Origin of the sequence: Serratia sp. HMSC15F11 (genome assembly GCF_001808215.1) — a bacterium.
Lineage (GTDB): Bacteria > Pseudomonadota > Gammaproteobacteria > Enterobacterales > Enterobacteriaceae > Serratia > Serratia nevei.
This window is the reverse complement of record NZ_KV792461.1, coordinates 35,228-61,596: the sequence shown is the minus strand read 5'-3', so window position 1 is coordinate 61,596 and position 26,369 is coordinate 35,228. Positions and strand designations below refer to the sequence as shown.

The following is a 26,369-nucleotide window of genomic DNA, read 5'->3' as shown; positions in this document are numbered from 1 at the left end:
TATGTCGCGCGCACAACGTTTACTCGATCTGATGCAGCTGCTGCGCAGCCACCGTTATCCGGTGGCGGGCCATGCGCTGGCGCAAACGCTGGACATCAGCATGCGCACGCTGTACCGCGATATCGCTACGCTGCAGCAGCAGGGGGCGGAGATCGTCGGCGAGGCGGGCGTCGGCTATGTGCTGCGGCCCGGCTTTATGCTGCCGCCGCTGATGTTCTCGCAGGCAGAGACAGAAGCGCTGGTGCTGGGGATGCGCTGGGTCAGCCGCCGCGGCGACAGCCAGCTGGCGAGCGCGGCGGGCCAGGCGCTGGCCAAGATCGCCGACGTGCTGCCGCCGGCGCTGCGGGAGGAACTGGAGGCCAACACGCTGTTGATCGCGCCGGTTCAGGCGCCGCCGGTGGCGGATGCGATGCGGGTGTTGATCCGTGACACCATCCGCCGCGAGCGCAAGCTGCATATCGACTATCTCGATCTGGCGGGGCAGCGCAGCGAACGCCTGCTGTGGCCCTTTGCGCTGGGTTTTTTCGAGCAGTTCCAGATGCTGGTCGCCTGGTGCGAGCTGCGCCAGGCGTTTCGCCATTTTCGCCTCGATCGCATTCAGGCCGCTACGCCTTTGGAACAGCGCTATCCGCGCGGTCGGCGGCGGCTGTTGAAAGAGTGGCGCCTCAGCGAGGGCATTGCGGAGCAATAGCGGCACGCTGCTGCCATAAACTGTCAGTCGCGCCCCTTAGTCTGTACCTATCGGGAGCCGGCCGGTTCCCATCACCCAGAGGACAGACCGATGACCCTTCCCAGCATGACCCTGCTTTACGTCGACAACCCGCTGAACAGCGCCGCCTTTTATCAACGTTTACTGGGACAGGCGCCGGTAGAGCTTTCCCCCGGCTTCGCCCTGTTCGTGCTCAACAACGGCTTCAAGCTGGGGATGTGGGCCAAACAGGGGGTAAAACCTGCGGCGACCCTGACCGGCGGCGGCGGTGAACTGGGCTTTTTGTGCCAGGATCCGCAAGAGGTCGAGGCGCGCTATAACCAGTGGCGCGAACTCGGGCTGCCGATTGAGCAAACGCCGACCGAGATGGAGTTCGGTTACACTTTCGTGGCGCGAGATCCGGACGGCCATCGCCTGCGGGTGTATGCCCTCAGCGAGTAGCGTCGTCGGTATACAGGTGCAGGCGCGGCACCAGCAGCCGCAGCGGCCGGGCGTCGGGTTTGTAACGGTGTTTCACCGCGTCGACGTCGTAGTTGAGCAGCTCGCCAATCTTCGGCACTGTGGCGCCGCTCTCTGCCTGACACAGGGCGATCAGCGGCAGCGGGCAGGGATGTTGCACCTGTTTTTGCTGCTGCTGATACCACACCCGGGCGATTGGCTGCACTTTGACCGGCCGCTTGATTTTCAGCGTCGCGTGCTGCGGCAGGCGGCTGACGTCGTCTATCTCGCGGCTGACCAGGGCAGCCCACTGTTCACGGCTGTGCGGCGGTACCGCACGGCCGGCTTTCAGGCTTTTCTCCAGCTGCGCCAGGATGTCGTCCCGCTTGACGTTTTTGATGATGTGCTTGTTGGCCCAGCCGAAGCGCACGGAGTCGGGATTGGTCAGGGCAGTGAGGGTGCGATAGGCGCTGAGGGTAATCAGCCCGTGCAGATGGGTGTGCACGAACTCGAAACGCTGCTCCGGCGCCAGGCCGGAATCGACGGTGATAATCTGCTCCAGTTCGCCCTTCAGTCGGTTGATGAGCGCCAGCTGCGTTTGCAGCGCCTGATACTCCGGCTGTTCCACCGCCAGGCAGATGACGCCGGGCAGGCGCACGGCCGCCTTGCTGCTGACATTCTCCCGGTTATGGTGGATGAACAGCCGCTGATAATGCTCCAGTGCCAGATCGCGCGCCGCTTGCCCCACATGCTGTTCGACCGCGATATGCGAGATAGCCTGATGCTCCTGACCTTTTTCAACCTCCGGCAGGCTGAACACCCGCGCCGCCAGCAACCGCAGCGGGGCGATCTGCTGCTGCAGCGCGCCGAGCGCCTGCTCCAGCTCGGTAAAGCAGGCGTTCATCCGGCCAATCACATCGTATCTGCTCATCGCACGCTCCTATATTAGTTACAACATACTATAGAAGAGTGGCGGACTGGGGGCAACATCGGCCCCTGAGCCGGCGGCAGCTTCACCGGCCACCCGGCTTACCAGCGGAAATGCGCCATAGCGGCCTCTACGACAGGGCACGTAATACACCCGGTATGCGTAGTGTTTTGATTCATTGATGGATTTTCTCCTGTTCGTTTGCGTTTTGTTTAATCCATTTTCCGATCGCCGTTGTCCAAACGCTGGAACAAACAGAATGGCAGGACGCTATGAGCCCTTGGGGTTATCTTTTCTTCTGTCATTAACGGGTGCTTTAAACGGAGGTTCACTGTGGATATTAAACAGAAAGTCAAAAACATGACGCTGGAAGAGAAAATCGGGCAAAAAATCATGCTGGATTTTCGCTACTGGGATCGGAACGGTAGCAGCAATCAGGATATGACCGTCCCCGATGAAGCCATTGGCAAGCTGATCGCCGATAACCACGTGGGTGGGGTGATCCTGTTCGCCAATAATCTTAAAGACAAGCAGCAGATCAACACGTTGACGGCCTGGTATGCCGCGATGAAAACCCACGCGGGCATTCGTTTGTTTATTGGCACGGATAACGAAGGCGGTAACGTTTTCCGGCTGCCGCGCGGCGACTATGCCTCATTCCCCGGCAATATGGCGCTGGCGGCGGCGATTGAAGGGGGCGCGGATGAACAGCTCGCCGTTGAACAGGGCAAGCTGATGGCCCAGGATATGCGCGCGTTGCATATCAATACCAACTTTGCCCCGGTCGTGGATGTCAACACCAACCCGTTCAACCCGGTGATTAACGTTCGCGCCTTCAGCGATGATAAGAATACCGTTTCTCGTCTGTCAGAGAAAATGGTGGCGGGCATGAAGCACCAGGGGCTGATCACCGCGTATAAACACTTCCCCGGCCATGGCAGCACCTCCACCGACTCGCATACCGGTTTGCCGCGCGTCGATCGCTCGCGGGAAGAGGCTTTTGCCATCGATATCGCCCCTTACAAGCAGGCCATCGATCGCTGCGCGGCGCCGGATATGGTCATGACCGCGCATATTCAATATCCGGCATTGGATAACCGCCAGATAGATACCCGCAGCGGTGAAAAAATCACGGTGCCGGCCACCATGTCGCATGAAATTCAGACCCAGATCCTGCGCAATGAATTGGGGTATGCGGGCGTAACGATTTCGGATGCGCTGGATATGGGCGCGATTGCCGAGCATTTCAGCCAGCAAGCGGCGGCTGAAAACGTCTTTGCCGCCGGGGTGGATATTGCCCTGATGCCTGTCAGCATCGCCTCGCCGGCCCAGGCGAGCCTGCTGCCGGCGTTGATCCGGTACCTTGCGGACAGAGTGAAAACGGGGCATCTCAGCGAGGCTGATATCGATGCCTCGGTCGAGCGAATTTTGCGCCTGAAATTACGCCATAGCCTGATGGACCATAGCGATAGGTCGTGTTCTAACGATGTTGCGTCGTCAGCGCACAAGCTGGAAAAACGCATCGCCGATCGTTCCATTACCGTGGTTATCAACCACCACAGTCTGTTGCCGTTAAAGGACAAGGCGCTGCGCTACTTTATTCTGACGCCGTGGGGCGAGCAGGCCAACGGCATTGCGCGCGTGATGGCGCAGGAGGGGTATCAGAACGTCGTTGCCGCGAAGGAAACGGAGCTGAGCGACGCCCAGGTCAGGGAACATATTGCCGGCTGCGACGTGTTCTTGCTCGGAACCCTCTCAACCCGCTTTACGCCGGCTGAACAGGATGGGGTCGTTACCTCCGCAACCGGAGCGGGTAATGACAGCAGCCCTTATCCGGGCTGGTTGAAATACGCCGCCGAGCAGGGGAAAAAACGCGTTCACCTCTCACTGCGCGCCCCTTACGATATTGTGAACTATGCCGCCGAGGTGGAGGCTGCCGTCGCCACGTACTCCTACTACGGGTATGACAGCGGCGTGTGGCGTGGCCCTTCAATGGTCTCTTTGGCGCAGGTGCTGACGGGTAAAATCAAACCGCACGGAAAACTGCCGGTCAACACCTGGCATGACTACGATGTGGAAACCAATACGGGCAAGGTGGCGTTCCCTCGCGGGACGGGGCTGAGCTGGTAATGGGATAAGGACACCGGCGTCGTCTGAACAGGGCGACGCCGATAGCTTGATAGCGTTGAGAAAGCGGGCAGTTTCTTGCTCTGCACGCAACGACATGGGATAACCGTCACTCACGGAAGGAGAACCAGAATGCCGACAGGCGCAACAAAATTAGGCGGATGGCTGTTGATGGCCGCCATGCTGGGCGTGAGCGGGTGCGCCAAGCCGCCCGAACCGGAGAAGCCCCCGCAACCGACGCCGCCGATAACACCGATGCGGGGCATCTGGCTGGCCACGGTCATTGGCCTGGACTGGCCGCCGGCGGCCTCCCTGAAAGCGGAAACCGCGCAAGAGCGGGTTCGCCTGCAGAAACAGGGGCTGACGGACGCGCTGGACGAGATGGTGAAAACCGGGATTAACGCGGTGTATTTTCAGGTTAAACCGGACGGCACGGCCCTGTGGCGCTCAAACATCTTGCCCTGGTCAGAAGTCTTGACCGGCACCGTGGGCCAGGATCCGGGTTACGATCCGCTGGCCTTTATGCTGCAAGAAGCGCACCGGCGCGGCATCAAAGTGCATGCCTGGCTGAATCCCTATCGGGTTTCCATGAATACCCGCTCACAAACGATTGACGCACTTAATCATACGCTGCAGTCGCCGCCGGCCAGCGTCTATGCGCTGCATCCCGATTGGATTCGCACCGCCAACGAGCGCTTCGTGCTCGATCCCGGTCTGCCCGACGTGCGCAACTGGATCACCGGCGTGGTGGCTGAAATTGTCAAAAACTATGAGGTCGACGGCATTCAGTTTGACGATTACTTCTATTACGAAACGCCGCAATCGCCGCTGGATGATGAAAAGACGTATCGCGCATACGGCAAAGGATTTGCAGACAAAGCCGCCTGGCGCAGGGACAACACGCTGCAATTGATAAAACAGGTTTCAGCCACCGTCCGAGCATTGAAGCCCGCGGTTGCGTTTGGCGTCAGCCCGGCGGGCGTCTGGCGAAACCAGGCGGACGATCCTGACGGCTCGGCGACGCGGGCCGGCGCGCCATCGTACGATACGGCCTATGCCGATACGCGCCAGTGGGTCAAACTGGGGCTGCTCGATTACATCGCGCCGCAGCTGTATTGGCCTTTTGAGCGTGAAATTGTCCGCTACGACGTGCTGGCCCACTGGTGGGCCGAGGTGGTGAAAGGCACGCCGGTTCGGCTCTATGCCGGGGTGGCGCTGTATAAAGTGGGCACGCCTGCCGCCAGCGAACCGGCCTGGACGGTCGACGGTGGCGTCCCCGAGCTGAAAAGGCAGCTGGATCTCAACGAAAGCCTGCCGGGGATGGGGGGAACCATTCTGTTCCGGCAACGTTATTTGACTGAGCCGCAAACGAACAAGGCGGTGGAGTACCTGCGGACCCGCTGGAAAACCGGTCAATAATCATAGGCGCTGACATGACGAGCCGCGGCAAACCACCGCGGCTTTTCCTTTTCAGATCAGAGACGAGCCGCTTCCGGCAGGCGTTTCAGGTAATGCACCACCAGCAGCGCCAGCAACAGCATCAGGCTGATGAACGCTGCCACGCCATGCCAGCCGAAGCTGTGCCAGAACACGCCGCCGAGGGTGCCGGCCACGCTGGAACCAACGTAATAGCAGAACAGATACAGCGACGACGCCTGGCCTTTGGCGCGGCGCGCACGGCGGCCGATCCAACTGCTGGCCACCGAATGGGCGGCGAAGAAACCGGCGGTGAACAGCATCATGCCAATAAAGATAGCCGGCACCTGCGGCAGTGCGGTAATCAGAATCCCGATCAGCATAATCACGATCGAGGCCAGCAGCACCGGGCCGCGCCCGAAGCGCGAGGTGAGCGCGCCGGCCTTGGGCGAGCTGTAGGAGCCGGTGAGGTACACCACCGACAGCAGGCCGACAATCGCCTGGCTCAGGTGGTAAGGATCCGCCAGCAGGCGATAGCCGATGTAGTTGAACAGGGTGACGAAGCTGCCCATCAGCAGGAAACCTTCCGCAAACAGCAGCGGCAGGCCCTTATCGTGCCAATGCAGCTTGAAGTTGATCAGCAGGGTGCGCGGGCGCAGCGAGCTGGCGCGAAAATGCCGCGAGGCGGGCAGGATGCGCCAGAACATGCAGGCGGCGGCGAGGGCGAACACCCCGATGACTCCGAGCGACACGCGCCAGGAGAAAAAGTCGGTCAACACCCCGGTCACCAGGCGGCCGCTCATGCCGCCGATCGAGTTGCCGCTGATGTACAGCCCCATTGAGAAGGCGACGAAGCTGGGGTGGATCTCTTCGCTGAGGTAGGTCATGCCGACCGCAGCCACGCCGCTCAGCGACAGGCCGATCAGCGCGCGCATCAGCAAAATGCCGTGCCAGCTGGTCATAAAGGCGCAGATCAGCGTGCAGACCGCCGCCAGCAGCAACGCCACCACCATCACTGACTTGCGGCCAATGGCGTCGGACAGCGGCCCGGTGAACATCAGGCCGATCGCCAGCAGGCCGGTGGACACCGAAAGCGACAGGCTGCTTTCCGCCGGCGATACGCCGAAATCTTGCGACAGCACCGGCAGGATCGGCTGCACGCAGTAAAGCAACGCGAAGGTCGCCAGCCCGGCGGAAAACAGCGCCAGCGTCACGCGCATAAACTGCGGCGTGCCGCGTTCGATATAGGGGAGTTTGTTGTTGAGGGTGGAACGTTTTACTTTTGGCGCAGCGGCCGCGTCATCGTTGGCGGCCAGCGTCGACGGCATCACGGCCGCAGAACGCACAGGGGTTGTCACAGCGTTTCCTTACCGAACATCGGGGAGATAAACAGACACTTTACAGATAACAAAATGATAGGGAGCGGCGAATTTTTTGTCTAATATATTAATAATTAAAATTAAGACGTTTTAAATATGAATATCGAATTGAGACACCTGCGTTACTTTATCGCCGTGGCGGAAGAGCTGCATTTTGGCCGCGCCGCCGAACGGCTGCGGATCTCCCAGCCGCCGCTCAGCCAGCAAATCCAGGCGTTGGAAGAGATGGTCGGCGCGCGGCTGCTGGCGCGCAACAACCGCAACGTCAGTTTGACCCAGGCCGGGGAGATGTTCCTCAAAGAAACCTATCAGGTGCTCGATCAGGTCGGGCGGGCGGCGGAAAAGGCGGCGCGTCTGGATCGCGGCGAGCTGGGGGAAATGACTATCGGCTTTACCTCTTCCGCGCCCTTCATCGGCGTGGTGTCGCGCAGCCTGCGCGCTTTCCGTCAGCACTCCCCGCAGGTGCATATCAAAATGCGCGAAATCAACACCAAACAGCAGATCGAGCCGTTGCTGAACGGTGAGCTGGATCTGGGGGTGATGCGCAATACGCGGCTGCCGGAGGCGCTCCACTACCAGCTGCTGCTGCGCGAACCGCTGGTGGCGGTGGTGCCGGAAGGGCATCCGCTGGCGGAAACGCCCGGCGGCGCGCTGCGTTTCCAACATCTGGCGCAGGAGCCGTTCGTGTTCTTCTCGCGCGAAGTGGGCACCGCGCTGTACGACGAAATACTGCTGTTGCTCGGCAAGGCCGGCATTACCCCGTACATCACCCAGGAAGTGGGGGAAGCGATGACCATCATCGGGCTGGTCTCCGCCGGGTTAGGGGTGTCGATTCTGCCGGCCTCATTTGCCCGGGTGCGGGTGGACGGCGTGCGCTATTTGCCGCTGGCGGAGCCGGACGCCACCACCGAAGTGTGGCTGGTGTATCACCGCCGGCGGCCGCTGACCGCCGCCGCACAGGCGCTGATGGCGTTGATGCTGAAATGACGTTGAGCTTGGGCAAATAAAAATCAATTCACGCTGAAATTGCGAGGAATTTGTGCAGCAAATCACATAACGAATCAAATAGTTGACGCTGTATGACAAAAGCCCCACCATAACCCCTAGTCTTTATTTAGAAGCGCGAAAAATAGTAGGAGCAGGTTTGTGATTGCGGTTGGGCAGCCTGGGCATATCGATCAAATCAAGCAGACCAATGCGGGGGCGGTTTATCGGCTAATCGATCAACTGGGCCCGATTTCGCGCATCGAACTGTCAAAACGCGCGCAGCTGGCGCCCGCCAGCATCACCAAGATCGTGCGCGAACTGCTGGAAGCCCATCTGGTCAAGGAAACCGAGTACCAGGAAATCGGCAGCCGGGGCCGCCCGGCGGTGGGGCTGGTGCTGGACACCGAGGCTTGGCACTACCTTTCCGCCCGCATCAGCCGCGACAGCATCACGCTGGCGCTGCGCGATCTCAGCAGCAAACTGGTGGTTGAGGAGCAGCTGCCGCTGGCGGCCGAACACCCTGAACCGCTGCTGAAACGCATCCTGACCGAAGTCGACCAATTCTTTATCCGCCACCAAAGCAAGCTGGAGCGGCTGACGGCGATTGCCATCACGCTGCCGGGCATGATCGACGTGCAGTCCGGCGTGGTGCACCGCATGCCGTTTTACGACGCGCTGGAAATGCCGCTCGGCCCGGCGCTGGAAACCCGCACCGGCCTGCCGGTTTACCTGCAGCACGATATCAGCGCCTGGACTATGGCCGAAGCGCTGTACGGCGCCTCGCGCGGCAGCCAGAACGTCATTCAGGTGGTGATCGACCACAACGTCGGCGCCGGGGTGATCACCGGCGGCCATGTGCTGCATGCCGGCAGCCACAGCGTGGTGGAGATCGGCCACACCCAGGTCGATCCCTACGGCAAACGCTGCTATTGCGGTAACCACGGCTGCCTTGAAACCGTGGCCAGCATTGAGAACATCCTGGAGATCGCCCAGCAGCGGCTGAACGGTTCGATGAGCTCCAGCCTGCACGGCGCGCCGCTGACCGTCGAATCGCTGTGCGACGCCGCGCTGGCGGGCGATCAGCTGGCGCGGGACATCATTCTCGGCGTTGGGCACAGCGTGGGGCGCATTCTGGCAATCATGGTCAACCTGTTCAATCCGGAGAAGATCCTGGTGGGCTCGCCGCTCAACCGCGCGGCGGAGATCCTGCACCCGGCCATCGCCTCCTGCATTCGCCAACAGGCGCTGCCGGCCTACAGCGAGCAGGTCAAGGTCGAAGCCACGCAGTTCTTCAATCAGGGCACCATGCCCGGTGCGGCGCTGGTGAAAGAGGCGCTGTACAACGGTTCATTGCTGGTACAGCTGCTGCAGGGCTAACATCAGAACTTCTTAATAATCCCGCAAAAGATTGAGCTACCTCAAGCCCCTACGTGGCAGCATCCCCTAGAATTTTTCCGAAAGACTTCTTCGCCGCCGGTGCGGCGACACATTGTTAACGGGGCATTCTGGGGCATTTTATTCATGTTGAAGCGTTTATTTGTGACAGGCACGGATACCGACGTCGGTAAAACCGTGGTTTCCCGCGGGTTGATGCAGGCGCTGGCCGCCGAGGGCCGTTCGGTGGCCGGCTACAAGCCGATCGCCGCACGCTGTCAGGAAACCAGCGAGGGTATCCGCAATAAAGACGCTTTGGTGTTGCAGGCATCTTCAACCCTGCCGCTGTCCTACGAGGAGATCAATCCCATCACCTGCCTGGATGAGGTGTTTCACGCGCATGCGACCGAGGACATCAACTATGGCGTGATGAGCAGCGGTCTGCGGGATCTTTCCGTCAAAGCCGACACGGTGGTGGTGGAAGGCAGCGGCGGTTGGCGGGTGCTGATGAACGATCTGCGGCCTTACGCCGAGTGGGTGGTGCAGGAACAGTTGCCGGTGGTGCTGGTGGTGGGCATCAAGCTGGGCTGCGTCAGCCACGCGCTGCTGACCGCGCAGTCGATCATCAACGACGGCCTGCCGCTGCTGGGCTGGGTGGCCAACCGCATCAACCCGGGGTTGGCGCACTATGCCGAAACCATCGCGGCGCTGCAGCAGCGCATTCCCGCGCCGCTGCTGGGTGAAATTCCCTATTTGCCACGCGCGGAGCAGCGCGAGCTGGCGCACTACCTCGATATTTCCACGCTGCTGTAAGCCCGCTCTAGGCGCACAGCGCCGCCAACAGCCGGGCGGCGATCAGCAGGCCCAGCCCATACACCGTGTGGGTGAGCAGGCTGAGGAGCCGCGCTTTTCGTGGGTAGGCGGTTTTCGCCGCCGCCACGCCAAAGCCCAGCGCGGGCTGCATCACCAGAAACGGCGCCGCCAGGCTCAGCCAGCCGCTCAACAGCGCGATGAGCGGCTCCGGCGCCGTATACCACCCGATGCCCGCCAAACCGATCGGGATAAAGGCAAACGCGATGCCGACGGCGTAATGCAATATCCAGCCGATTGTTCTCTCCCCCCGGCGCGGCGGCGCCGTAACGATGTTGGCGTGAAACCAGCGGCCGTCGAACATGCCGAGAAACCAGCGGCCCACCAGCGCATAATCGAGAGAAGGGATGCCGAAGCGCCGCTTCAGCAGCAGCGCCCACAGATCCATGCAGAGGGTGGCGCCGGCGCCGGTTAACAGGATGCGCACTAACAGATCGGGGGTCATAGGGGTGTCCTTGGCTCAGTGACGTGATAATGTGCGCACAGTGTGCAACTTAAAGTCGGCTTCAAGTCAATGGCAAAAGAACTGGATATCGGCGCGGTGGCGCGCCTGAGCGGGATCGCGCCTTCCGCGCTGCGGCATTACGAGAAGAAAGGGCTGATCGCGTCGACGGGCCGCCACGGTTTGCGTCGCCAATACGCCGCCGGCGTGCTTGACCAACTGCGGCTGATCGCGCTGGCGCGCCTGGCCGGCTTTACGCTGGACGAGATGAGCGCCTTGTTTGACGAACGGGGCAAGATAGCGCTCGATCGCGGGCTGCTGGCGGCGCGGGCGGATGAGCTGGATCGCCATATCCAGCGCCTGGTGCAGGTGCGCGACGGGCTGCGCCACCTGGTCGATTGCCCTGAACCCGAGCACCTGCAGTGCCCGCAGTTCAGGAAAATCCTGCAGCAGGGCGAGTTCTAAGCCTCGCGTTTGGGCGGCGGCGCCGAGTGATACACCGACACCGGCCGCAGGCCGCGCGACACAGTGGTGGCGATCACGCACGAGAGCAGAATGCCGGGCAGCAGGGCGTACTCGCCGGTCATTTCAAACACCATCAGCGCCGCCATGATCGGCGCATGGGTGGTGGCGGCCAGCAGGGTAGCCATGCCGGTCAGCGCCAGCAGCAGCGGCACCGCCGTATCCATGCCCGGCCACAGGCCAAACAGCTGACCGATGATCGAACCGAGCGCGGCGCCGACGAACAGCGTCGGGGTGAAGACCCCGCCCGGTGCGCCCGACCCGCTGCTGGCCAGGATCGCCAACAGTTTGCACACCAGAATCGCCCCCAGCAGCAGCACCCCCGGCGGCGCGATCAGCAGCGCCTGCACCACGCTGTAACCGTTGCCCCATACCTGCGGGAACAGCAGCGAAAGCAGCCCGACGATCAGGCCGCCCAGCGCCAGCTGCAACGGCGGCTTCAACCGCAGCGAGCGGAAGGCATGGCCGGTGGCGGTCATCAGCCATAAAAACAGCGGCCCGCCGGCGCCGGCCACCACGCCGACCAGCGCCATCAGCAGGTATTGCGTCGGCAAGGGGGCGGCGAGCGGCGTCACCAGATAGAGCGGCGCCTGGCCGCCGTTGAGCAGGTTGGTCATCAGCAGGGCGCTGACCGCGGCGATCACCACCGGGCCGAGCGAGGCCAGCATCAGGGTGCCGAACAGGATCTCGGCGATAAACAGGCTGCCCGCCAGCGGCGCATGATAGGCGCTGGCCATCCCGGCGGCGGCGGCGCAGGCCACCCACAGTTTCCACTCTTTCTCGTGCGTAAAGCGCTGAGCGAACAGCGAGCCCACCAGCGCCGCCAGCAGGATCATCGCACCTTCACGGCCGATGGCGCTGCCGCTCGACACCACCAGCAGCGACGCCAGGCACTTCACCAGGCTGGCACCGGTGTCCAGCTTGCCGTTGCCGGTCTCGATCGCTTCCATATAGTCGGTGGGCGCCGCCGGGCGCTGGTGGCGGTAGCGCTGGTGAATATACAGCAGCAGGCCCGCCGCCAGGCCGCCCAGCGCCGGAGTGAGGGCGCGCCGCCAGCCGGGCAGCGCGGCGGCGGCGGCCACCAGGCTGCCGTCGGCATTGCCGAGCAGCAGCCACTCGAGGCCAATCATCGAACGGTGGAACAGCCACACCGCCAGAGCGGCGGCGACGCCGATGAACACGGCGATAAACAGGCTGCGCAACAGGGCGCGATAGTGGTGCAGGTGGACCAATCTTTTCATGCGTGGGCGGCGTCGTGAGAAAAATCAAAGGGTCATCAGCGCATTGTGCTTGGCGCTCCGGCCGATGACCAGTGAATCTTTAGCAAACTGCGGCGGGGGCGGGGCGGTGAGCGCCCCTGAGTGAGTTATTGCGGCGTCAGCACCCGGCGCGTGCGGCCGGAGCTGAGGTAGTCGGCGATGTAATCCTGCGAGATTTCGCCGCTGTAGCGGCCGTCTTCATCGACGATCGGCATCCAGGAGGTGTTGTGCTCGTACAGCTTCGACAGCACCACGCGCAGGTTCTCCTCCGCACGGGCGGTGACGCGGAAACGGTGCAGACTGTCGGCGCAGACGCCCGGCGCGCCGCGCGCCTCGCGGCGCTTGACGTACCCCAGCGGCTTGCCGTCGGCGTCCACCACCGTCACCGAGCGAGCGTCGATATCGTCCATCAGCCCGAACGCTTCCACTAGCGGCGTTTCCCGCCGCACCGTCACCGTTTGCTGCTGATCGGCCACGTCGCCGGCCTGCACCAGCAGCAGGCGCTTCAGCGTGCGGTCCTGGCCGACAAAGGAGGCGACGAACTCGTTCGCCGGCCGCGCCAGCAGCTCATCGGCGCTGGCGTTCTGTACGATTTTACCCTGGCGGAACACCGCGATGCGATCGCCGAGCTTCAGCGCTTCATCGATGTCGTGGCTCACCAGCATCACGGTCTTTTTCAGCTGGCGCTGCATGTCGAGAAACTCGTTCTGGATGGTTTCGCGGTTGATCGGATCCACCGCGCCGAAGGGTTCATCCATCAGCAGCACCGGCGGATCGGCCGCCAGCGCGCGGATCACGCCGATGCGCTGCTGCTGCCCGCCGGACATCTCTTTCGGGTAGCGGTGCAAAAAGCGCTTGGGATCCAGCGCCACCATGCTCATCAGCTCCTCGGCGCGATCGTGGCAGCGTTTTTTGTCCCAGCCCAGCATGCGCGGCACCACGGTGATGTTTTCCTCGATGGTCATGTTGGGGAACAGACCGATCTGCTGGATGACGTAGCCGATTTTGCGGCGCAGGCTGACGGTATCCAGCGCGCTGGTGTCTTCACCGTTGATCAGAATGGTGCCGCCGGTGGGTTCGATCAGGCGGTTGATCATCTTGAGCGTGGTGGTTTTGCCGCAGCCGGAAGGGCCGAGCAGCACGCAGATTTCGCCTTCCGGCACGTCCAGATTGATGTTGTCGACGGCGTTGAACGGCGTGCCGTTCTTCTGCATGAACTGTTTGGTCAGATTTTCCAATTTAATCATGAGCGGATCCCCTTGGGCGTTAGCGCAATTTGCAAGCGGTGCAATAACCAATCGAGAACGATCGCCAGCAGGCTGATCATCACGGCGCGATTACGCGGATCGGCGCCTCAGCCCGCGTCAGCGCTGGGATGCGGGGAAAGTGAAAAAAATCCGCAGCAAAACGTTACGCTGTAACAATCAGTCCAAATGGTGCGATTCGCCGCCGGCAAAGGCAGGATGTGAGGGCGGATAGACTTGGCGCAGGCGCTTGCTGATATACTCATGGAAAATAAAAACGCCAGGAAACCTGCATAACGCCATGACAAATAACGTTTCACCCGCACCCATCGCCCACCGCCCGTTGATTCTGATCGCCTGCATGCTGGCGATGTTCATGTCGGCGATCGAAGCCACCATCGTCGCCACCGCCATGCCGACCATCATCGGCGATCTCGGCGGCTTCTCGCTGCTGGGGTGGGTGTTCGCGGTCTATTTGCTGGCGCAGGCGATCACCATCCCCATCTACGGCCGCTTGGCGGATCTCTACGGCCGCAAGCGGGTGTTCTTCTTCGGCGCTACGCTGTTCCTGCTGGGATCGGTGCTGTGCGGCTTCGCCCCCGACATGTATTGGCTGATCGGCTTCCGTCTGCTGCAAGGGTTGGGCGCCGGCGCCATCATGCCGATCGCCTCCACCATCATCGGCGACATCTACAGCGCCACCGAGCGGCCGAAGGTGATGGGCTACCTGTCGAGCGTGTGGGGCGTGTCGGCGATCATCGGCCCGCTGCTGGGCGCGTTTATCGTCCAGCATCTGCCGTGGGCGCTGGTGTTCTGGGTCAACCTGCCGATCGGCCTGCTGGCGATGTTCTTCCTCTGGCGCTATCTGCCTGCGCATCAGCAGCTGCGGCGGCACGCGCTGGATCTGGCGGGCACCGCCTGGCTGACGCTGTTCGTTTCGGCGCTGCTGCTAGCGCTGTTGCAGATGGAAAGCCTGGGATGGTGGGTGGCGCCGTTGCTCGCGCTGGCGGCGGCGTCGCTGGCGCTGCTTGTCCGCCAGGAGCGGCGCGCGGTCGAACCGCTGTTCCCGCTGGCGCTGTGGCAAAGCCGGGTGATCGTCGCCGGTAACATCGGCGGGCTGGTGATCGGCGCGGCGATGATGGGCATCAGCGCCTTCCTGCCCACCTTCATTCAGGGCGTGATGGGCGGCTCGCCGCTGGAGGCGGGCACCACGCTGGCGCTGATGTCGATCGGTTGGCCGCTGGCCAGCACGCTGAGCGGCCGTTTGATGCTGATGACCTCGTATCGCGCGACGGCGCTGCTGGGGGCGCTGCTGTTGGTGGCCGGCGGCCTGATCCTGCTGATGCTGCAGCCGAACGGCGGCCTGCTGTGGGGCCGGGTGGCGGCGTTTATGGTCGGCGCCGGCATGGGGCTGTGCAACACCACGTTTTTAGTGTCGGTGCAGAACGCGGCGCATTACAGCATTCGCGGCATCGCCACCGCCTGTACGGTATTTACCCGCATGGTGGGTTCGGCCATCGGCACCGCCATTCTGGGCGCCACGCTGAACCTCAACCTGCAGTGGCGTTTGCCGGAAATCGACGATCCGGTGCAGCGGCTGATGGAGCCGGCGGTGCGGCAGAGCATAGGGAGCGAAGCGCTGGCGCAGCTTATCCAGCAGGTGGCGGCTTCGCTGCATTGGGTGTTCCTGGTGTCGGCGTTGGTGTCGTTGCTGGCGCTGGCGGCGGCGATGCTGATCCCGGCGCGTTGTCGACCGCAGGGCGAAGAGGAAGAGGCGGAGCAGGCTTAAGGGAAAAGGAAAGGGCGCGATGTTGCGCGCCCTGGGTAGCCGAAGCGGCTTACTGCGCGTTGGAGGTGTCCTGGCTGGTGCCGGTCTGCGCCGCGTCACCGCGATCGTCGCCGTTGTTCAGGCGGGTATAGACGATCTTCTGGGTGTCGTTTTCGCAGTGGCCGACCACTTGGCCGCCGGCCTGATCGGCCTGATCGTTAGGCACGATCTCCAGTTTGAAGCCGGACTCCGGAACGCCGTTATTGATGATTTTTTGCGAAATGTCCGCTTTCACGCTTTCGCAGGAGGCCAGGGCTGCCAACGGCGCGCCGGCCAGCAATACAGCGGTTAATATCAGCGTTTTTTTCATCACGTCATCCTTTTAGACAATGGACTTCCTGTAACAGGATAGCAGTAACGGCGGCCGGGTTTCACGCTTGCCCGCCCGCCGCAGGCGGATTAAGGAATAATCCGACGCCCGGTCTGGCGATCCAGGCATTTACGGGTGTCCGGCTCCCAGTACGCGTTGACGTTGTTGCTGTCGTTGCAGCGGTCTTCGTCATCCGCCGCGCGATCGGCCTTGTCGAACTCTTTCTCGACGCGAGTGTTAACCTTGTGGCGCAGGGTTTTGGTATCATTCCACTGCTCTTTGCTCTGGCGCGCTTCTTCGGTGCTCATCGCGCCGCTGCCTTTGCCATCGACGGTGACGCAGGTGCTGCCCTGAGTGCAGGTGGCGGCCAGCGCCGGCGCCTGCCAGGCGCCCATGACGGCCAGCATGGCGACCGGCAGCATCCCGCGTAGCAGTCGTTGGGTCGAAAATGTTTTCATCGTTTCATCCTTATGAGTGAGTGCGCCTGATGATGGCGACACTGGCGTTACCTCGCCCGCAGGCGTGGTGACAAATATACCACTGCGTTCCTGGAATTCACCAGCCAAGCGCCGATTCGTTTAATTTACCGAGAGAAAACTGCGACCGATGTTAAAAACCACGCTGTTGTTTTTCGCCACTGCGCTCGCCGAAATTATCGGCTGTTTCCTGCCTTATCTCTGGCTCAAGAAGCAGGGCAGCGCCTGGCTATTGCTGCCGGCGGCATTGAGCCTGATGCTGTTTGTCTGGCTGTTGACGCTGCATCCGGCGGCCAGCGGGCGGGTCTACGCGGCCTATGGCGGCGTGTATGTGGCGACGGCGCTGCTGTGGCTGCGGGTGGTGGACGGGGTGAAGCTGTCCGCGCTGGACTGGGTGGGCGCCGGGGTGGCGCTGGTGGGCATGCTGATCATCGTTTCCGGCTGGCGTGCGGCCTGAGGAAACAGGGCGGGAGTCGCCTCCCGCCGTTGGAGATCAGGCGCCGCGGTGGATGTTCAGCCCGGCGAAGGACTGGCTGACCGGCATCATTTCCAGCGTGTTGATGTTGACGCGCGCCGGCAGCGTCGCGACCCAGAACACCGACTCGGCGATGTCTTCCGGCGTCAGCGCATCGGCGCCTTCGTAGGTTTTGTTGACCTTGCCGTCATCGCCTTTGAAGCGCACGTTGGAGAATTCGGTGCCGCCCACCAGGCCCGGCTCGATATCGGTCACGCGGATGCGCGTGCCGTGCAGATCGGCGCGCAGGCCCAGGCTGAACTGTTTGACGAACGCCTTGGTGGCGCCGTACACGTTGCCGCCGGCGTAAGGCCAGTTGGCGGCGGTGGAGCCGATGTTGATCACATGGCCGACGTTGCGCTCGACCATGGCCGGCAGCAGCGCACGCGTCATGTTCACCAGCCCTTTGGCGTTGGTGTCGATCATGGTTTCCCAGTCATCGGCGTTGGCCTTGTGCGCCGGCTCCAGCCCCAGCGCCAGCCCGGCGTTGTTCACCAGCACGTCGATCTGGCGCAGCTCGGCCGGCAGTGCTTCGATCGCCTGTTGAATGGCGGCGCGGTTGCGCACGTCGAGCCGCACGATGTGCAGCGCTTGCCCGAGTTCTTCCTGCAGCTCTTCGAGACGCTCAAGGCGGCGCCCGGCGGCGATCACCTGATGGCCTTCACGGATAAAACGGCGCGCAATGGCCTCGCCGAAACCGGAGGTGGCGCCGGTAACAAAAATAATCATGTTGCTGTTCCTCAACTGTTTTTACCCTACATGCCTCTATCATTAGCACAAACCCGCAGGCAGTGGCAGCGGTTATCGCGGCGCAGAGAAAAAAAGGCCAAGCCGGGCCGTGGCATGGTGCGGATCAATGTTGAGGCGGCAGGTGGTAGACCACGGCGTCATACTTGACGCGTTCGCAGCGGCCGGCCAGCACGCCGCCCAGCGACTCGGCCAGGCGGCGGCTGGCGGTATTCTGTTCGGCCACCGGGTAGACAAGGTGCGGCGGCTGAAAGCGCTCGGTGGCCCAGCGCGCGATACGCTGCACGATTTCGCGGCCGTAGCCCTGGCCGTGCAGGCCCTCTTTCACCCAGATGCCCAGCTCCGGGGTGTGGCTGCGCAGGTTATGCGCGCCGCCGACGCCGACGAACTGCCGGTCTTCACGCCGGCGGGCGACGAAGATCACTTCTTCACCTTCGCGCATCAGCGGCAGCCAGCCTTGCCAGACGTTGGCGAAATCTTCCGGCGACGCCTCCGGCTCAAAGGTCATAAAGCGCGTCAGAGTGGGGGTGATCGCCTGGTAAACATCGTCGGCGTCTGCTGCGGTAAAGGGGGCAATCAACAAACGGTCGGTGTCCACGCGGCACTGAGAAAGGTCATTATGATTCATCTTATTTCCCCTCGCTTTTCAGGCCAGAACGGCAAAAAATCCGCGCCTATAAATTAGGGCGGATCGTCGATATTACGCGCATTGGCGGCAGAAGCGACTTATTTTTCGTCGCTTGGGCAACATGGAAAGAATGGGCTTGGTGACAATGTCACGCTATAAGTGAGGCGGCGAGCGCGATGAGGTGCGCCCGCCGCTGAGTGTCAGAACTTCACCGAGCCTTGCAGATAGATCGTGCGCGGCTGGCCGATGTACAGACCTTTGTTATTGTCGTCATAGGCGCGGGTGAAATACTCGTGGTTGAACAGGTTTTTCACGCCGACGCCCAGATTCAGACCGGCCATTTCCGGGCCGAAATCATAGGCGGCGCGCACGCCCCACAGCATATAGCCGGGAATGCGGCCGGTGCTGCCGTCGGCGCTTTCCGCCACGGTGTTGGCGTTGTCGGCGAACTGGCTGGATTGGAACTCGCCGTTAAGGTTAAACGCCCAGTTGCCCGGCGTGTAGTCCAGCCCCAGCGTGCCTTTATGCTTCGGCGAGAACGGCACCTGATTGCCCTTGTAGCCGCCGTCTTCACGGATGGTGGCGTTGACGTAGGCGTAGCTGGCGTAGGCGGTCAGGTCGTCCAGTTTCGGCGTCAGCTGCGACAGATCGTAACGCAGGCTGCCTTCCAGCCCGGCGTGGCGGGTTTTGCCGCGCGCGGTCACGCTGTCGGTCACCTGGTTGGAGTCGTACTGGTTGTTGAAGTTGATCAGGAACAGCCCGATCTCACCGGTCAGCGCATCGCCGGCGTAGCGGGTGCCCAGCTCCCAGGTGCGCGCCTTCTCGGGTTCAATCTTGCCGCTGTCGACCGCTTTACCCATCTGGCTGTACTGTACGGTGCCGAAGGAGCCTTCGGTGTTGGCGTACAGGTTCCAGTATTCGTTCAGGTGATACATCACGTTCAACGCCGGCAGCGGCGCGTTATAGCTGACGTCGAGGCGGTTGTTCTTGATGTAGTTGTTCTGATACGACTTGATGTACTCGTAGCGCATGCCCGGCGTAATGGTCCAGTCGCCGATGTCGATGCGATCGTCGATATAGAAGGCGTGCGCCTCGGTGCCGGACTGGGTGTCGCGATCGTACGGGCTGGCGGTGGACGGCAGCCGGCCGGTGCCGGCCTTGCTGGTGTAGCGCAGTTCGTGGGTGGATTCGCTGACGTAGCGGTAGCCGACGCCGACCTCATGGGCCGAATCGCCCCAGCGGAAGCTCTGGCTGTAGCGCGGTTCCACGCCGCGCACCCAGTATTCGCGCGGCGACAGCGTCAGGTTTTTGCCCTGATCCAAATAGCCGCTGCGCAGGGTATAGGTGTAGAAGCTCTGCACGTCGAACTTGTGCTGCTGATCCGGCTGATACTGATAGCCGAAGTTCGCCAGCTGGCGCCGGCCCCAGAACTTGTCGTACGGTCGCGTCGACTGGAACGGGTTGGCGTTGTAGTCCGCCCGGCTCAGGCCGCCCGGCATGTCCGCTTCGCCTTCGTAGTATTGCAGCAGGCTGTTGAAGGTGTGCACCTCGTTCGGAGCGTAACGGCTTTTCAGCATCACGTCGTCGATCTTGGTCGCGCTGTGTTCGCGCCAGTCGCTGCCGCGGGTGCCGGAGTAGAGCAGCGCCGCGCCGAGGCCGTTGTCGGCGGTGCCGCCGATCATCAGGTTGCCGGTGCCTTTCGGGTGATCCTGGCGCGAGGTCGGGCTGAGCTGCCCTTGCATACCGGCCTCCATGCCGAAGGTTTTCGGGATGGCACGGGTGACGAAGTTGACGACGCCGCCGACGCTCTGTGGCCCGTAACGCACCGCGCCGCCGCCGCGCACCACGTCAATTGCATCCATATTGCCGAGCGAGACCGGCGCCAGCGACAGCTGCGGCTGGCCGTAAGGGGCGAAGGGCACCGGGATGCCGTCCATCAACACGGTGGAGCGGCTGGCGAGGCGCGGGTTGAGGCCGCGAATGCCGAAGTTCAGCGCCATGTCATGGCTGCCGGTGCCGTTGTTCTCCGGCGCCACCACGCCCGGCACACGGTTCAACGCTTCGCGCACGGTGGTGGTGCCGGTTTTGGCGAATTCTTCGCGGCGCACTACGTCGCGCGCGCCGGGATGTTCGAACACGTCTACCTGACGGCCTTCCGCCAGCCAGTCACCGACCACGGTGATGTCTTCTTCTTTTTTCTGCGGCTGCGGCAGTTTGGCCAGCGTGTAACCGTGGTTGCCGAGCGCCTTAGCCTGCAGGCCGCTGCCGGCCAGCAGGGCGTTCAGGCCGTCATCGACGCCGTAGCTGCCGCTCAGGCCCGGCGAACGTTTACCGGCGGTCAGCGTGCCGTCCACCGAGAGCGCGATGCCGGCGCGCGCGGCGAACGCGTTCAGCGCGCCGTCCAGCTCACCGGCCGGAATGTGGTAGGTTGCAGCGGCGCTGGCGGCGCTCGCCGTCAGCGGTGCGGCGAAGGCCAGACCCATGGCCACGGCCAGCGGCGTGGCCCGTTTTCCCCAAAGCGAAGCCGGCGCTCCCTTTCCCCAAGCGTTGTTCATACCTTCTCCTGAATCATTTTTTATTTATTGCTGCAGTGTTTTCCTGGGAGTCGGATGAGCAAAGCAAAAGGGATAATCAAGAATGCGATTTTTTATCATTTTCATTTAAAGGGATTCAGGCGGGGACGATTTGCAGCCAATAGCGGGTAAAGCTCTGCAGGCGCACCGGCAGGGTCTGGCGGAGCAGGGCGAGGGCGCGATCGGTATCGCTGAGCGGGAAACTGCCGCTGACGCGCAGGCCGGCGACGGCCGGATCGCAGCTCAGGTGGCCGCGCCGGTAGCGCGCCAGTTCGGCGATCACCCGGTCCAGCCGCCACTGGCTGACGCTCAGCACGCCGCGCAGCCAGCCGTCCTCCGCCGCAGCCGGTTGCTTTTCGCTGAAGGCCGTGGCGCTGAAGCCGATCTGTTCTCCGGCCTCCACCCGGCGCGTTTGCCGCGCGTCCTGCGCCAGCTGCGCTTCGACCGCATGCTCCAGCACCGTCAGCCGAGTCTCGCCGCCACTCTCACGCACCAAAAAGCGGGTGCCGAGCGCGCGCATCGCTCCCTGCGGGCTTTGCACCCACAGCGGCCGGGGGTCGCGTCCGGTAACCAGGCTGATTTCCCCGGCGTGCAGGCGGATCAGCCGTTGGCGATCGTCGTAATGCACGTCCACCGCGCTGGCGGTGTTCAGCACCAGCTGGGTGCCGTCGCTTAACACAATGGGTTTGATCTCGCCGGTGGCGGTGCGGTAGTCGGCGCGCAGCTCCCGGCCGAGCGGCGACTGGTAAAGGAAGCCGCTGCCACCCACGCCGAGCAACAGCAGCAGGCTCTTCAGCAGGGTGCGGCGATCGATCGCCGATTGGCGGCCGGCGCGATCGAGCGCGCGGTAGCTGAACTTGCCCGGCACGCCCTGCAGCTGGCTCTGCAACGCTTCGACGCGCTGCCAGGCCCAGCGGTGATCGTCATGCTGCTGATGCCAGGCTTGCCACTGTTGGCGCTGGCGGTCGGTGACGTGCTCATCGCACAGCAGGGCATACCAGTGTGCGGCCATCTTCAGCGCCTGGCGCTGCTCTGGGGTGATGGCGTTGCTCATGAGAAAACGTCGTTTTCCAGGCTGAACAGCAGGCAATGCTCGGTGGCCTTGGCCATGTATTTTTTAACCGAGCTGATCGACACGCCGAGGCGCACGGCGATGTCCGCATAGCCCAGGCCTTCGAGCTGCGACAGCAGGAAGGCCTGTTTCACCTTCGGCCCCAGGCCGTCGAGCATGGCGTCTATCTGCTGCAGGCTTTCCAGCAGGCTCTGGCGCTGCTCCGGCGACGGGGCATAGCCATCCGGGATCAGCGCCAGCATCTCCAGATAGGCGCGCTCCAGCGTTCTGCGGCGAAACAGATCGACCATCACCCGTTTGGCGACGGTGACCAGAAAATCTTTCGGCTCGCGCAGGGTCGCCGCGGCGTCGCTTTTCAGCAGGCGCATGAAGGTGTCCTGCGCCACGTCGTCCGCGTCGAAAGCGCAGCCCAGCCGCCTGCGCAGCCATCCCTGCAACCAGGCATGGTGGGTGGCGTAAAGGCGCGACAGCGCGGTGTGCGGTGCGGAAGCGGTGGCGGTGGCGGACATGGTTTTCGCATTGCTGGTCAAAAAGATGCGCGGATGATAATTGAGAATGGTTATCGTTTCAAGTTTGTCGGGTGGCCTGCGGAATGGGTCTGACCGCTTTGCATCGCGTTAAAATAACCGCAACGGCCGCGAAATTATCCGCTTGCCCCGTAAAGGTGCAGCGGCACGGTGTTATTCCGGCAAGCAAACGGTTGCTATTGGTCTGCCGCTGAAGGCCGCCGCGCGTTTTATTCTTTTTCATCGGTTGGTTCTCTTTGATTGAATTAATATATCTCTGTTTTTAAATGGAAATATATTTTATGGCCGCCTATTGGCACACGGCTTGCTATGCTTAACCCGGTCTTTAAGTTTGGGTAATAAAAGGCATTGTTTCATCAGCGAAGATTATTACGCGGGTGAGCCTGGCCGGTCGTCACAAGGAAGAAAATAATGGCACTGCAATTCACTACGGCTATTCGTGGCAATTTTTTTGATATCACCGCCTGCGTGGAGGAACCGCAACAGCTTGACGAACGCCTGCGGCACATTCCCGACGGTTTGTTGCTGCTCAACGAGGGCACCATCGTCTGGTTCGGCAGCTGGCAGCAGGGTGAGGCGCTGTTGCCGCCGGGTTTCGCGGTCACGGAGTATCGCGACAAACCGATAGTGCCGGGGTTTATCGATACCCACATCCACTACCCGCAAACCGAAATGATTGGCGCCTATGGCGACCAGCTGCTGGGCTGGTTAAACAATTACACCTTCCCGACCGAAAGCCGTTACGGTTGCGAGCAGCACGCCGACGAGATGTCGGCCTTCTTTCTGCGGGAGTTGCTGAGCAACGGCACCACCACCGCGCTGGTGTTCGGCAGCGTGCATCCGCAGTCGGTCGATGCGCTGTTCACCCAGGCGCAAACGCTGAACATGCGCCTGATCGCCGGTAAGGTGATGATGGATCGCCATGCGCCGGAGGCGCTGCTGGAAACGCCGGAGCAAAGTTATCGCCAGACGCGTGCGCTGATCGAGCGCTGGCACGGCAAAGGCCGCCTCGGTTACGCCATTACGCCGCGCTTTGCGCCCACCAGTACCCCGGCGCTGCTGGCGCAGGTGCAGCGGCTGCGCGAAGAATTCCCCGACGTTTGGCTGCAGACGCACCTGAGCGAGAATCCGCAGGAAGTGGCCTGGGTAAAATCACTGTTCCCGCAGAGCCAAAGCTATCTGGACGTTTACCACCGCTATGGCATGACCGGCGGCAAAAGCGTGTTCGCCCACTGCCTGCACCTGGAGGAGCAGGAGTGGGACTGCCTGTGCGAGACCCGCTCGGCAATCGCGTTTTGCCCCACCTCCAACCTGTTCCTCGGCAGCGGGCTGTTCGATCTGCAGCAGGCCTGGCGCAAGCGGGTGAAGCTCGGCATCGGTACCGACGTGGGGGCCGGCACCACCTTCAATATGCTGCGTACGCTGGGCGAGGCGTACAAAGTCGGCCAGCTGCAGCATTACCGGCTCTCCGCCGTAGAAGCGTTCTATCACGCCACCCTGGGCGGCGCCCGCGCGCTGGCGCTGGACGACAAAATCGGCAACTTCAACGTCGGCAAAGAGGCGGATTTCGTGGTGCTCGATCCGGCGGTCACGCCGCTGCAGCAGTTGCGCTACGCCAACAGCGCCACGTCGGCGGAACAAGGGTTCGTGCTGATGACGCTGGGGGACGATCGCAACATTTATCGCACCTATGTGGACGGCAAGGTGGTTTATCAGGCGCCGCGCTGACGCAGCCGCGCCTGCAGCCAAACGCTGAGCGGCGCGACGGCGACCGCGCTCAGCGCGCACAGCCATAACAGGCGTTGCAGGCTAAGCGGGGTGAGGCCGCTGCTCAGCAACGCGGAGGAGAGCAGGAAGGCCGCCGTGGCGCTCAGGTGTATCAGGGCGGTTTGCAGTACGCCAAAGGCGGCGCGCTGCCGAGCGTCCGGCCAGCGCATGCTCAGAGAGGAGATCGCCACCAGTCGCGCATAGGCCGCCGCGAGAAACGCGACCATGAACAGCTCGCCGCGATCGCCACCGCGCGCCGCCAGCCACAGGCTGCCCAGCAGCAACAGCGTGGCGCCCACCGTCAGCGTCACGACGCCAAAGCGTTGCAGCCAGCGGCCCGCCAGAACGGTCGCCAGATAGCCGGCCACGCCGCCGATGAGAAACAGCCAGGGCAAATGCGCGTCTGCCACCTGTAGCCGCTGGGTGAGCAGCGGCGCCAGCACCGGGATCAGCAGCATCGGGCTGAACTGCGTCAGGCCGGCGGCGGCGGCGAACAGCAGCAACCGGCGATCGAGCGCGACGGGCGCGGTAGCCCGTGGCTGCGGCGCATCCCTGGGAACGAACAGCGCGACCAAGACGGCCGCCAGCAGACACAGCCCGCCGATAGTCACCAGCGCGGCGCGCCAGCTTGCCACTTCGCACAGGTACAGCATGCCCGGCATGCCGACAATGCTCACTAACGAAAAGGACGCGATCACCGTCGCCAACATTCTGCCGTGCAGCGCGGCCGGTGCGGCGTTGAGCAGCAGACCGATCCCGACGCCCATCGTGGTGCCGCCCAACAGCCCGGCCAACAGCCGCAGTGCCAGCAGCCAGTAAAACTGCTGGGTTGCAGCGATCAATAAGGTGGTCACGCCTAGCAGCGTGACGTTGAGCAGCAGAAAGCGCCGCTTCTCAACGCCGCCGATCCAGAAAAATGCGCCGATGCCGGAAATCACCGCAGCCAGCGTATAGGCCGCGCTGACATAGCCGGCGAAGCTGACGGGCACGGAAAAATCGGCGGCCATGTAGAGGAATATTGGGTTGAATACCATGTATTCCAGGGCATTGGTGAACTGAATAAAGGCGATGACCAGCGCTATCGCCGTCAGCTTTCTCGCGGGTGTCATAAGCATCCATCGGTTGCAGAATCAGGCCGGCAGTGTAGCGTTTGGCGTTGGTCGGGATTAGATGGTAGAAATGGCATAGTTTGTTATCAAATTAGGGATAATCATGCGCGCCAAATTGGATTTAAATCTGTTACGCATTTTCGTGGCGGTGGTGGAACAGGGGAGCTTCGTCGGGGCGGCGCGAGCGCTGGCGATGCCGACTTCCAACGTCAGCCGCTACATCTCTCAGCTGGAGCGTCAGCTCGAGCAGCGATTGCTCGAACGTAGCACCCGTTCGATGCGGTTGACGCCGAACGGCCAGCTGTTGCATGAACGCACTCAGCCGCTGCTGGCGTCGCTGGAACACACCGCGCAAACCCTCAGCGAGCGGCAGCAACAGCTGCGCGGGCCGCTGCGCCTGTGCGTGCCCAATGAAGTGGGGCCATACCTGTTGGGCGAACCGCTGGCGGCGTTCGCCCTGCAGCATCCGCAGATCGAAATCAGCTGCGTGACCAACCTGGCGGGTATGACGTCGCTGCTCGATGATGTCGACCTGGCGGTGATGATCAGCCGGGGCATGTTGGACGACAGCGACTATGTCGCGCAGCCGCTGGCGTCTTTCCCCTGCATCGTGGTGGCCGCTCCGGCGTTGCTGGCGCAGTGGCCGCCGTCGTCGGCGATTGAACAATTCACGCAATTGCCCTGCATCAGTACGGTGGATGCGCTGAAGGGGATGCCGTGGCAGTTCGTCCGCCCGGACGGTACCTTCGTTACCGTCCCGGTCAATACGCGTTATCGCGTCAACAGCGGGGAGATGGCGCTGAAGGCGGCCTTGGCCGGCGTGGGGTTCGCCATGCTTTCCGAGCTCGGCTGCCGGCCGTTTCTCGCCGACGGCCGTTTGGTTGAGGTGCCGCTGGCACTGCCGCCGGCGCCGTTGCAGCTGTATGCCGTTTACCCCGGCCGCCGCTATCTGCCGGCCAAAACGCGCGCGTTGCTGACGTTCCTGATACAGCAGGTTGGCAAGGCGGCTAACTTCTAATCACTTGTTTTTGCTCAAACTGCCAACTGCACCTAAGCTAGGAGGTGACTCAGAGGGAGTGATTCCCCGAGACCTTATTCCGTGAACATGGAGGAGTTTCGATTT

At 62.5% G+C, this 26,369-nt stretch carries 25 protein-coding genes and 1 pseudogene; 12 read left to right on the top strand and 14 right to left on the bottom strand.

What is annotated here, in order from left to right:
- Nucleotide 1: 1 nt before the first annotated feature.
- Both HMPREF3138_RS12340 and HMPREF3138_RS12335 read left to right on the top strand, forming a co-directional pair.
- Complete coding sequence (locus HMPREF3138_RS12340) at nucleotides 2-691, top strand: helix-turn-helix transcriptional regulator (RefSeq protein ID WP_038873925.1); 690 nt, start codon at nucleotides 2-4, stop codon at nucleotides 689-691.
- Between the two features lie 90 nt (nucleotides 692-781).
- Nucleotides 782-1,150 (top strand): VOC family protein, encoded by a 369-nt coding sequence (locus HMPREF3138_RS12335; protein WP_028128189.1) that lies wholly within the window; start codon nucleotides 782-784, stop codon nucleotides 1,148-1,150.
- Here the strand turns inward: HMPREF3138_RS12335 and tus are convergent.
- Nucleotides 1,140-2,078, bottom strand: coding sequence for a DNA replication terminus site-binding protein (tus, locus tag HMPREF3138_RS12330; RefSeq protein WP_038873930.1), 939 nt, complete (start codon nucleotides 2,076-2,078; stop codon nucleotides 1,140-1,142). The genes HMPREF3138_RS12335 and tus overlap by 11 nt on opposite strands.
- Nucleotides 2,079-2,408: 330 nt before the next feature.
- Between tus and HMPREF3138_RS12325 the strand changes: the two genes are divergently transcribed.
- Both HMPREF3138_RS12325 and HMPREF3138_RS12320 read left to right on the top strand, forming a co-directional pair.
- Nucleotides 2,409-4,205 carry a glycoside hydrolase family 3 protein gene (locus HMPREF3138_RS12325; protein WP_038873932.1) on the top strand — a complete coding sequence of 599 codons (1,797 nt, stop codon included), beginning with the start codon at nucleotides 2,409-2,411 and terminating at the stop codon, nucleotides 4,203-4,205.
- A 129-nt stretch (nucleotides 4,206-4,334) separates the two neighbouring features.
- The gene (locus HMPREF3138_RS12320) at nucleotides 4,335-5,621 is read left to right on the top strand and encodes a glycoside hydrolase family 10-like protein (protein ID WP_038873933.1); all 1,287 of its coding nucleotides are present in this window, start codon (nucleotides 4,335-4,337) and stop codon (nucleotides 5,619-5,621) included.
- Nucleotides 5,622-5,677: 56 nt separating this feature from the next.
- Here the strand turns inward: HMPREF3138_RS12320 and HMPREF3138_RS12315 are convergent, their stop codons facing one another.
- Entirely contained in the window at nucleotides 5,678-6,946 is a 1,269-nt protein-coding gene (locus HMPREF3138_RS12315) for an MFS transporter (protein ID WP_187135407.1), read from the bottom strand.
- 147 nt (nucleotides 6,947-7,093) lie between these two features.
- Between HMPREF3138_RS12315 and HMPREF3138_RS12310 the strand changes: the two genes are divergently transcribed.
- The 3 genes from HMPREF3138_RS12310 to bioD all read left to right on the top strand — a co-directional run bounded on the left by HMPREF3138_RS12310 (nucleotide 7,094) and on the right by bioD (nucleotide 10,171).
- A complete protein-coding gene (locus HMPREF3138_RS12310) occupies nucleotides 7,094-7,984 on the top strand; it encodes a LysR substrate-binding domain-containing protein (RefSeq protein WP_038873937.1) in 891 nt (296 codons plus the stop codon).
- Between the two features lie 159 nt (nucleotides 7,985-8,143).
- Entirely contained in the window at nucleotides 8,144-9,361 is a 1,218-nt protein-coding gene (locus HMPREF3138_RS12305) for a sugar metabolism global transcriptional regulator Mlc (protein ID WP_038873939.1), read from the top strand.
- Between the two features lie 144 nt (nucleotides 9,362-9,505).
- Nucleotides 9,506-10,171, top strand: coding sequence for a dethiobiotin synthase (gene bioD, locus HMPREF3138_RS12300; protein WP_038873941.1), 666 nt, complete (start codon nucleotides 9,506-9,508; stop codon nucleotides 10,169-10,171).
- Nucleotides 10,172-10,178: 7 nt separating this feature from the next.
- Here bioD and HMPREF3138_RS12295 read toward each other — a convergent pair whose 3' ends face one another.
- Nucleotides 10,179-10,673: a DUF2938 family protein gene (locus HMPREF3138_RS12295; RefSeq protein ID WP_038873945.1), complete on the bottom strand. Its 495-nt coding sequence runs from the start codon at nucleotides 10,671-10,673 to the stop codon at nucleotides 10,179-10,181.
- Nucleotides 10,674-10,742: 69 nt separating this feature from the next.
- On the opposite strand from HMPREF3138_RS12295, the gene HMPREF3138_RS12290 reads away from it, so the two are divergent.
- On the top strand, nucleotides 10,743-11,135 hold the full coding sequence (locus tag HMPREF3138_RS12290) for a helix-turn-helix domain-containing protein (RefSeq protein ID WP_038873946.1): 393 nt from the start codon (nucleotides 10,743-10,745) through the stop codon (nucleotides 11,133-11,135).
- Here the strand turns inward: HMPREF3138_RS12290 and clcB are convergent.
- From clcB to HMPREF3138_RS27140, 3 genes and pseudogenes are all read right to left on the bottom strand, one after another.
- Nucleotides 11,132-12,433 (bottom strand): voltage-gated ClC-type chloride channel ClcB, encoded by a 1,302-nt coding sequence (gene clcB / locus HMPREF3138_RS12285; RefSeq protein WP_038873948.1) that lies wholly within the window; start codon nucleotides 12,431-12,433, stop codon nucleotides 11,132-11,134. The genes HMPREF3138_RS12290 and clcB overlap by 4 nt on opposite strands.
- A gap of 125 nt (nucleotides 12,434-12,558) precedes the next feature.
- Nucleotides 12,559-13,698 carry an osmoprotectant ABC transporter ATP-binding protein OsmV gene (osmV, locus tag HMPREF3138_RS12280; protein WP_038873951.1) on the bottom strand — a complete coding sequence of 380 codons (1,140 nt, stop codon included), beginning with the start codon at nucleotides 13,696-13,698 and terminating at the stop codon, nucleotides 12,559-12,561.
- Nucleotides 13,695-13,784, bottom strand: a pseudogene (locus HMPREF3138_RS27140) (choline ABC transporter permease); the annotation flags it as partial. The pseudogene HMPREF3138_RS27140 and the gene osmV, both read right to left, overlap by 4 nt.
- A gap of 212 nt (nucleotides 13,785-13,996) precedes the next feature.
- Between HMPREF3138_RS27140 and HMPREF3138_RS12275 the strand changes: the two are divergent.
- Entirely contained in the window at nucleotides 13,997-15,484 is a 1,488-nt protein-coding gene (locus HMPREF3138_RS12275; RefSeq protein ID WP_038873953.1) for an MDR family MFS transporter, read from the top strand.
- A 49-nt stretch (nucleotides 15,485-15,533) separates the two neighbouring features.
- Here HMPREF3138_RS12275 and HMPREF3138_RS12270 read toward each other — a convergent pair whose 3' ends face one another.
- Nucleotides 15,534-15,833: a DUF1161 domain-containing protein gene (locus HMPREF3138_RS12270; protein WP_038873956.1), complete on the bottom strand. Its 300-nt coding sequence runs from the start codon at nucleotides 15,831-15,833 to the stop codon at nucleotides 15,534-15,536.
- An 89-nt stretch (nucleotides 15,834-15,922) separates the two neighbouring features.
- Entirely contained in the window at nucleotides 15,923-16,291 is a 369-nt protein-coding gene (locus HMPREF3138_RS12265) for a DUF1283 family protein (protein ID WP_038873959.1), read from the bottom strand.
- Nucleotides 16,292-16,439: 148 nt separating this feature from the next.
- On the opposite strand from HMPREF3138_RS12265, the gene HMPREF3138_RS12260 reads away from it, so the two are divergent.
- Nucleotides 16,440-16,766, top strand: coding sequence for a YnfA family protein (locus HMPREF3138_RS12260; RefSeq protein ID WP_025302721.1), 327 nt, complete (start codon nucleotides 16,440-16,442; stop codon nucleotides 16,764-16,766).
- A 36-nt stretch (nucleotides 16,767-16,802) separates the two neighbouring features.
- On the opposite strand, the gene ydfG is transcribed toward HMPREF3138_RS12260, so the two are convergent.
- The 5 genes from ydfG to fecI form a co-directional block, all read right to left on the bottom strand.
- Nucleotides 16,803-17,552 (bottom strand): bifunctional NADP-dependent 3-hydroxy acid dehydrogenase/3-hydroxypropionate dehydrogenase YdfG, encoded by a 750-nt coding sequence (gene ydfG, locus HMPREF3138_RS12255; protein WP_016927858.1) that lies wholly within the window; start codon nucleotides 17,550-17,552, stop codon nucleotides 16,803-16,805.
- 124 nt (nucleotides 17,553-17,676) lie between these two features.
- Nucleotides 17,677-18,198 (bottom strand): GNAT family N-acetyltransferase, encoded by a 522-nt coding sequence (locus HMPREF3138_RS12250; RefSeq protein WP_038873961.1) that lies wholly within the window; start codon nucleotides 18,196-18,198, stop codon nucleotides 17,677-17,679.
- Between the two features lie 200 nt (nucleotides 18,199-18,398).
- Complete coding sequence (gene fecA, locus HMPREF3138_RS12245) at nucleotides 18,399-20,753, bottom strand: TonB-dependent Fe(3+) dicitrate receptor FecA (RefSeq protein WP_038873963.1); 2,355 nt, start codon at nucleotides 20,751-20,753, stop codon at nucleotides 18,399-18,401.
- Nucleotides 20,754-20,868: 115 nt separating this feature from the next.
- The gene (fecR, locus tag HMPREF3138_RS12240; RefSeq protein ID WP_038873965.1) at nucleotides 20,869-21,825 is read right to left on the bottom strand and encodes a ferric citrate uptake sigma factor regulator FecR; all 957 of its coding nucleotides are present in this window, start codon (nucleotides 21,823-21,825) and stop codon (nucleotides 20,869-20,871) included.
- A complete protein-coding gene (gene fecI, locus HMPREF3138_RS12235) occupies nucleotides 21,822-22,352 on the bottom strand; it encodes a ferric citrate uptake sigma factor FecI (protein ID WP_038873966.1) in 531 nt (176 codons plus the stop codon). Before fecI ends, fecR begins: the two co-directional genes overlap by 4 nt.
- Before the next feature lie 429 nt (nucleotides 22,353-22,781).
- On the opposite strand from fecI, the gene guaD reads away from it, so the two are divergent.
- The gene (gene guaD / locus HMPREF3138_RS12230) at nucleotides 22,782-24,098 is read left to right on the top strand and encodes a guanine deaminase (RefSeq protein WP_038873969.1); all 1,317 of its coding nucleotides are present in this window, start codon (nucleotides 22,782-22,784) and stop codon (nucleotides 24,096-24,098) included.
- Here the strand turns inward: guaD and HMPREF3138_RS12225 are convergent.
- Nucleotides 24,083-25,246 (bottom strand): MFS transporter, encoded by a 1,164-nt coding sequence (locus tag HMPREF3138_RS12225; protein ID WP_038873972.1) that lies wholly within the window; start codon nucleotides 25,244-25,246, stop codon nucleotides 24,083-24,085. The genes guaD and HMPREF3138_RS12225 overlap by 16 nt on opposite strands.
- A 103-nt stretch (nucleotides 25,247-25,349) precedes the next feature.
- Between HMPREF3138_RS12225 and HMPREF3138_RS12220 the strand changes: the two genes are divergently transcribed.
- Complete coding sequence (locus tag HMPREF3138_RS12220; protein ID WP_038873977.1) at nucleotides 25,350-26,264, top strand: LysR family transcriptional regulator; 915 nt, start codon at nucleotides 25,350-25,352, stop codon at nucleotides 26,262-26,264.
- The last annotated feature ends 105 nt before the right edge of the window (nucleotides 26,265-26,369 follow it).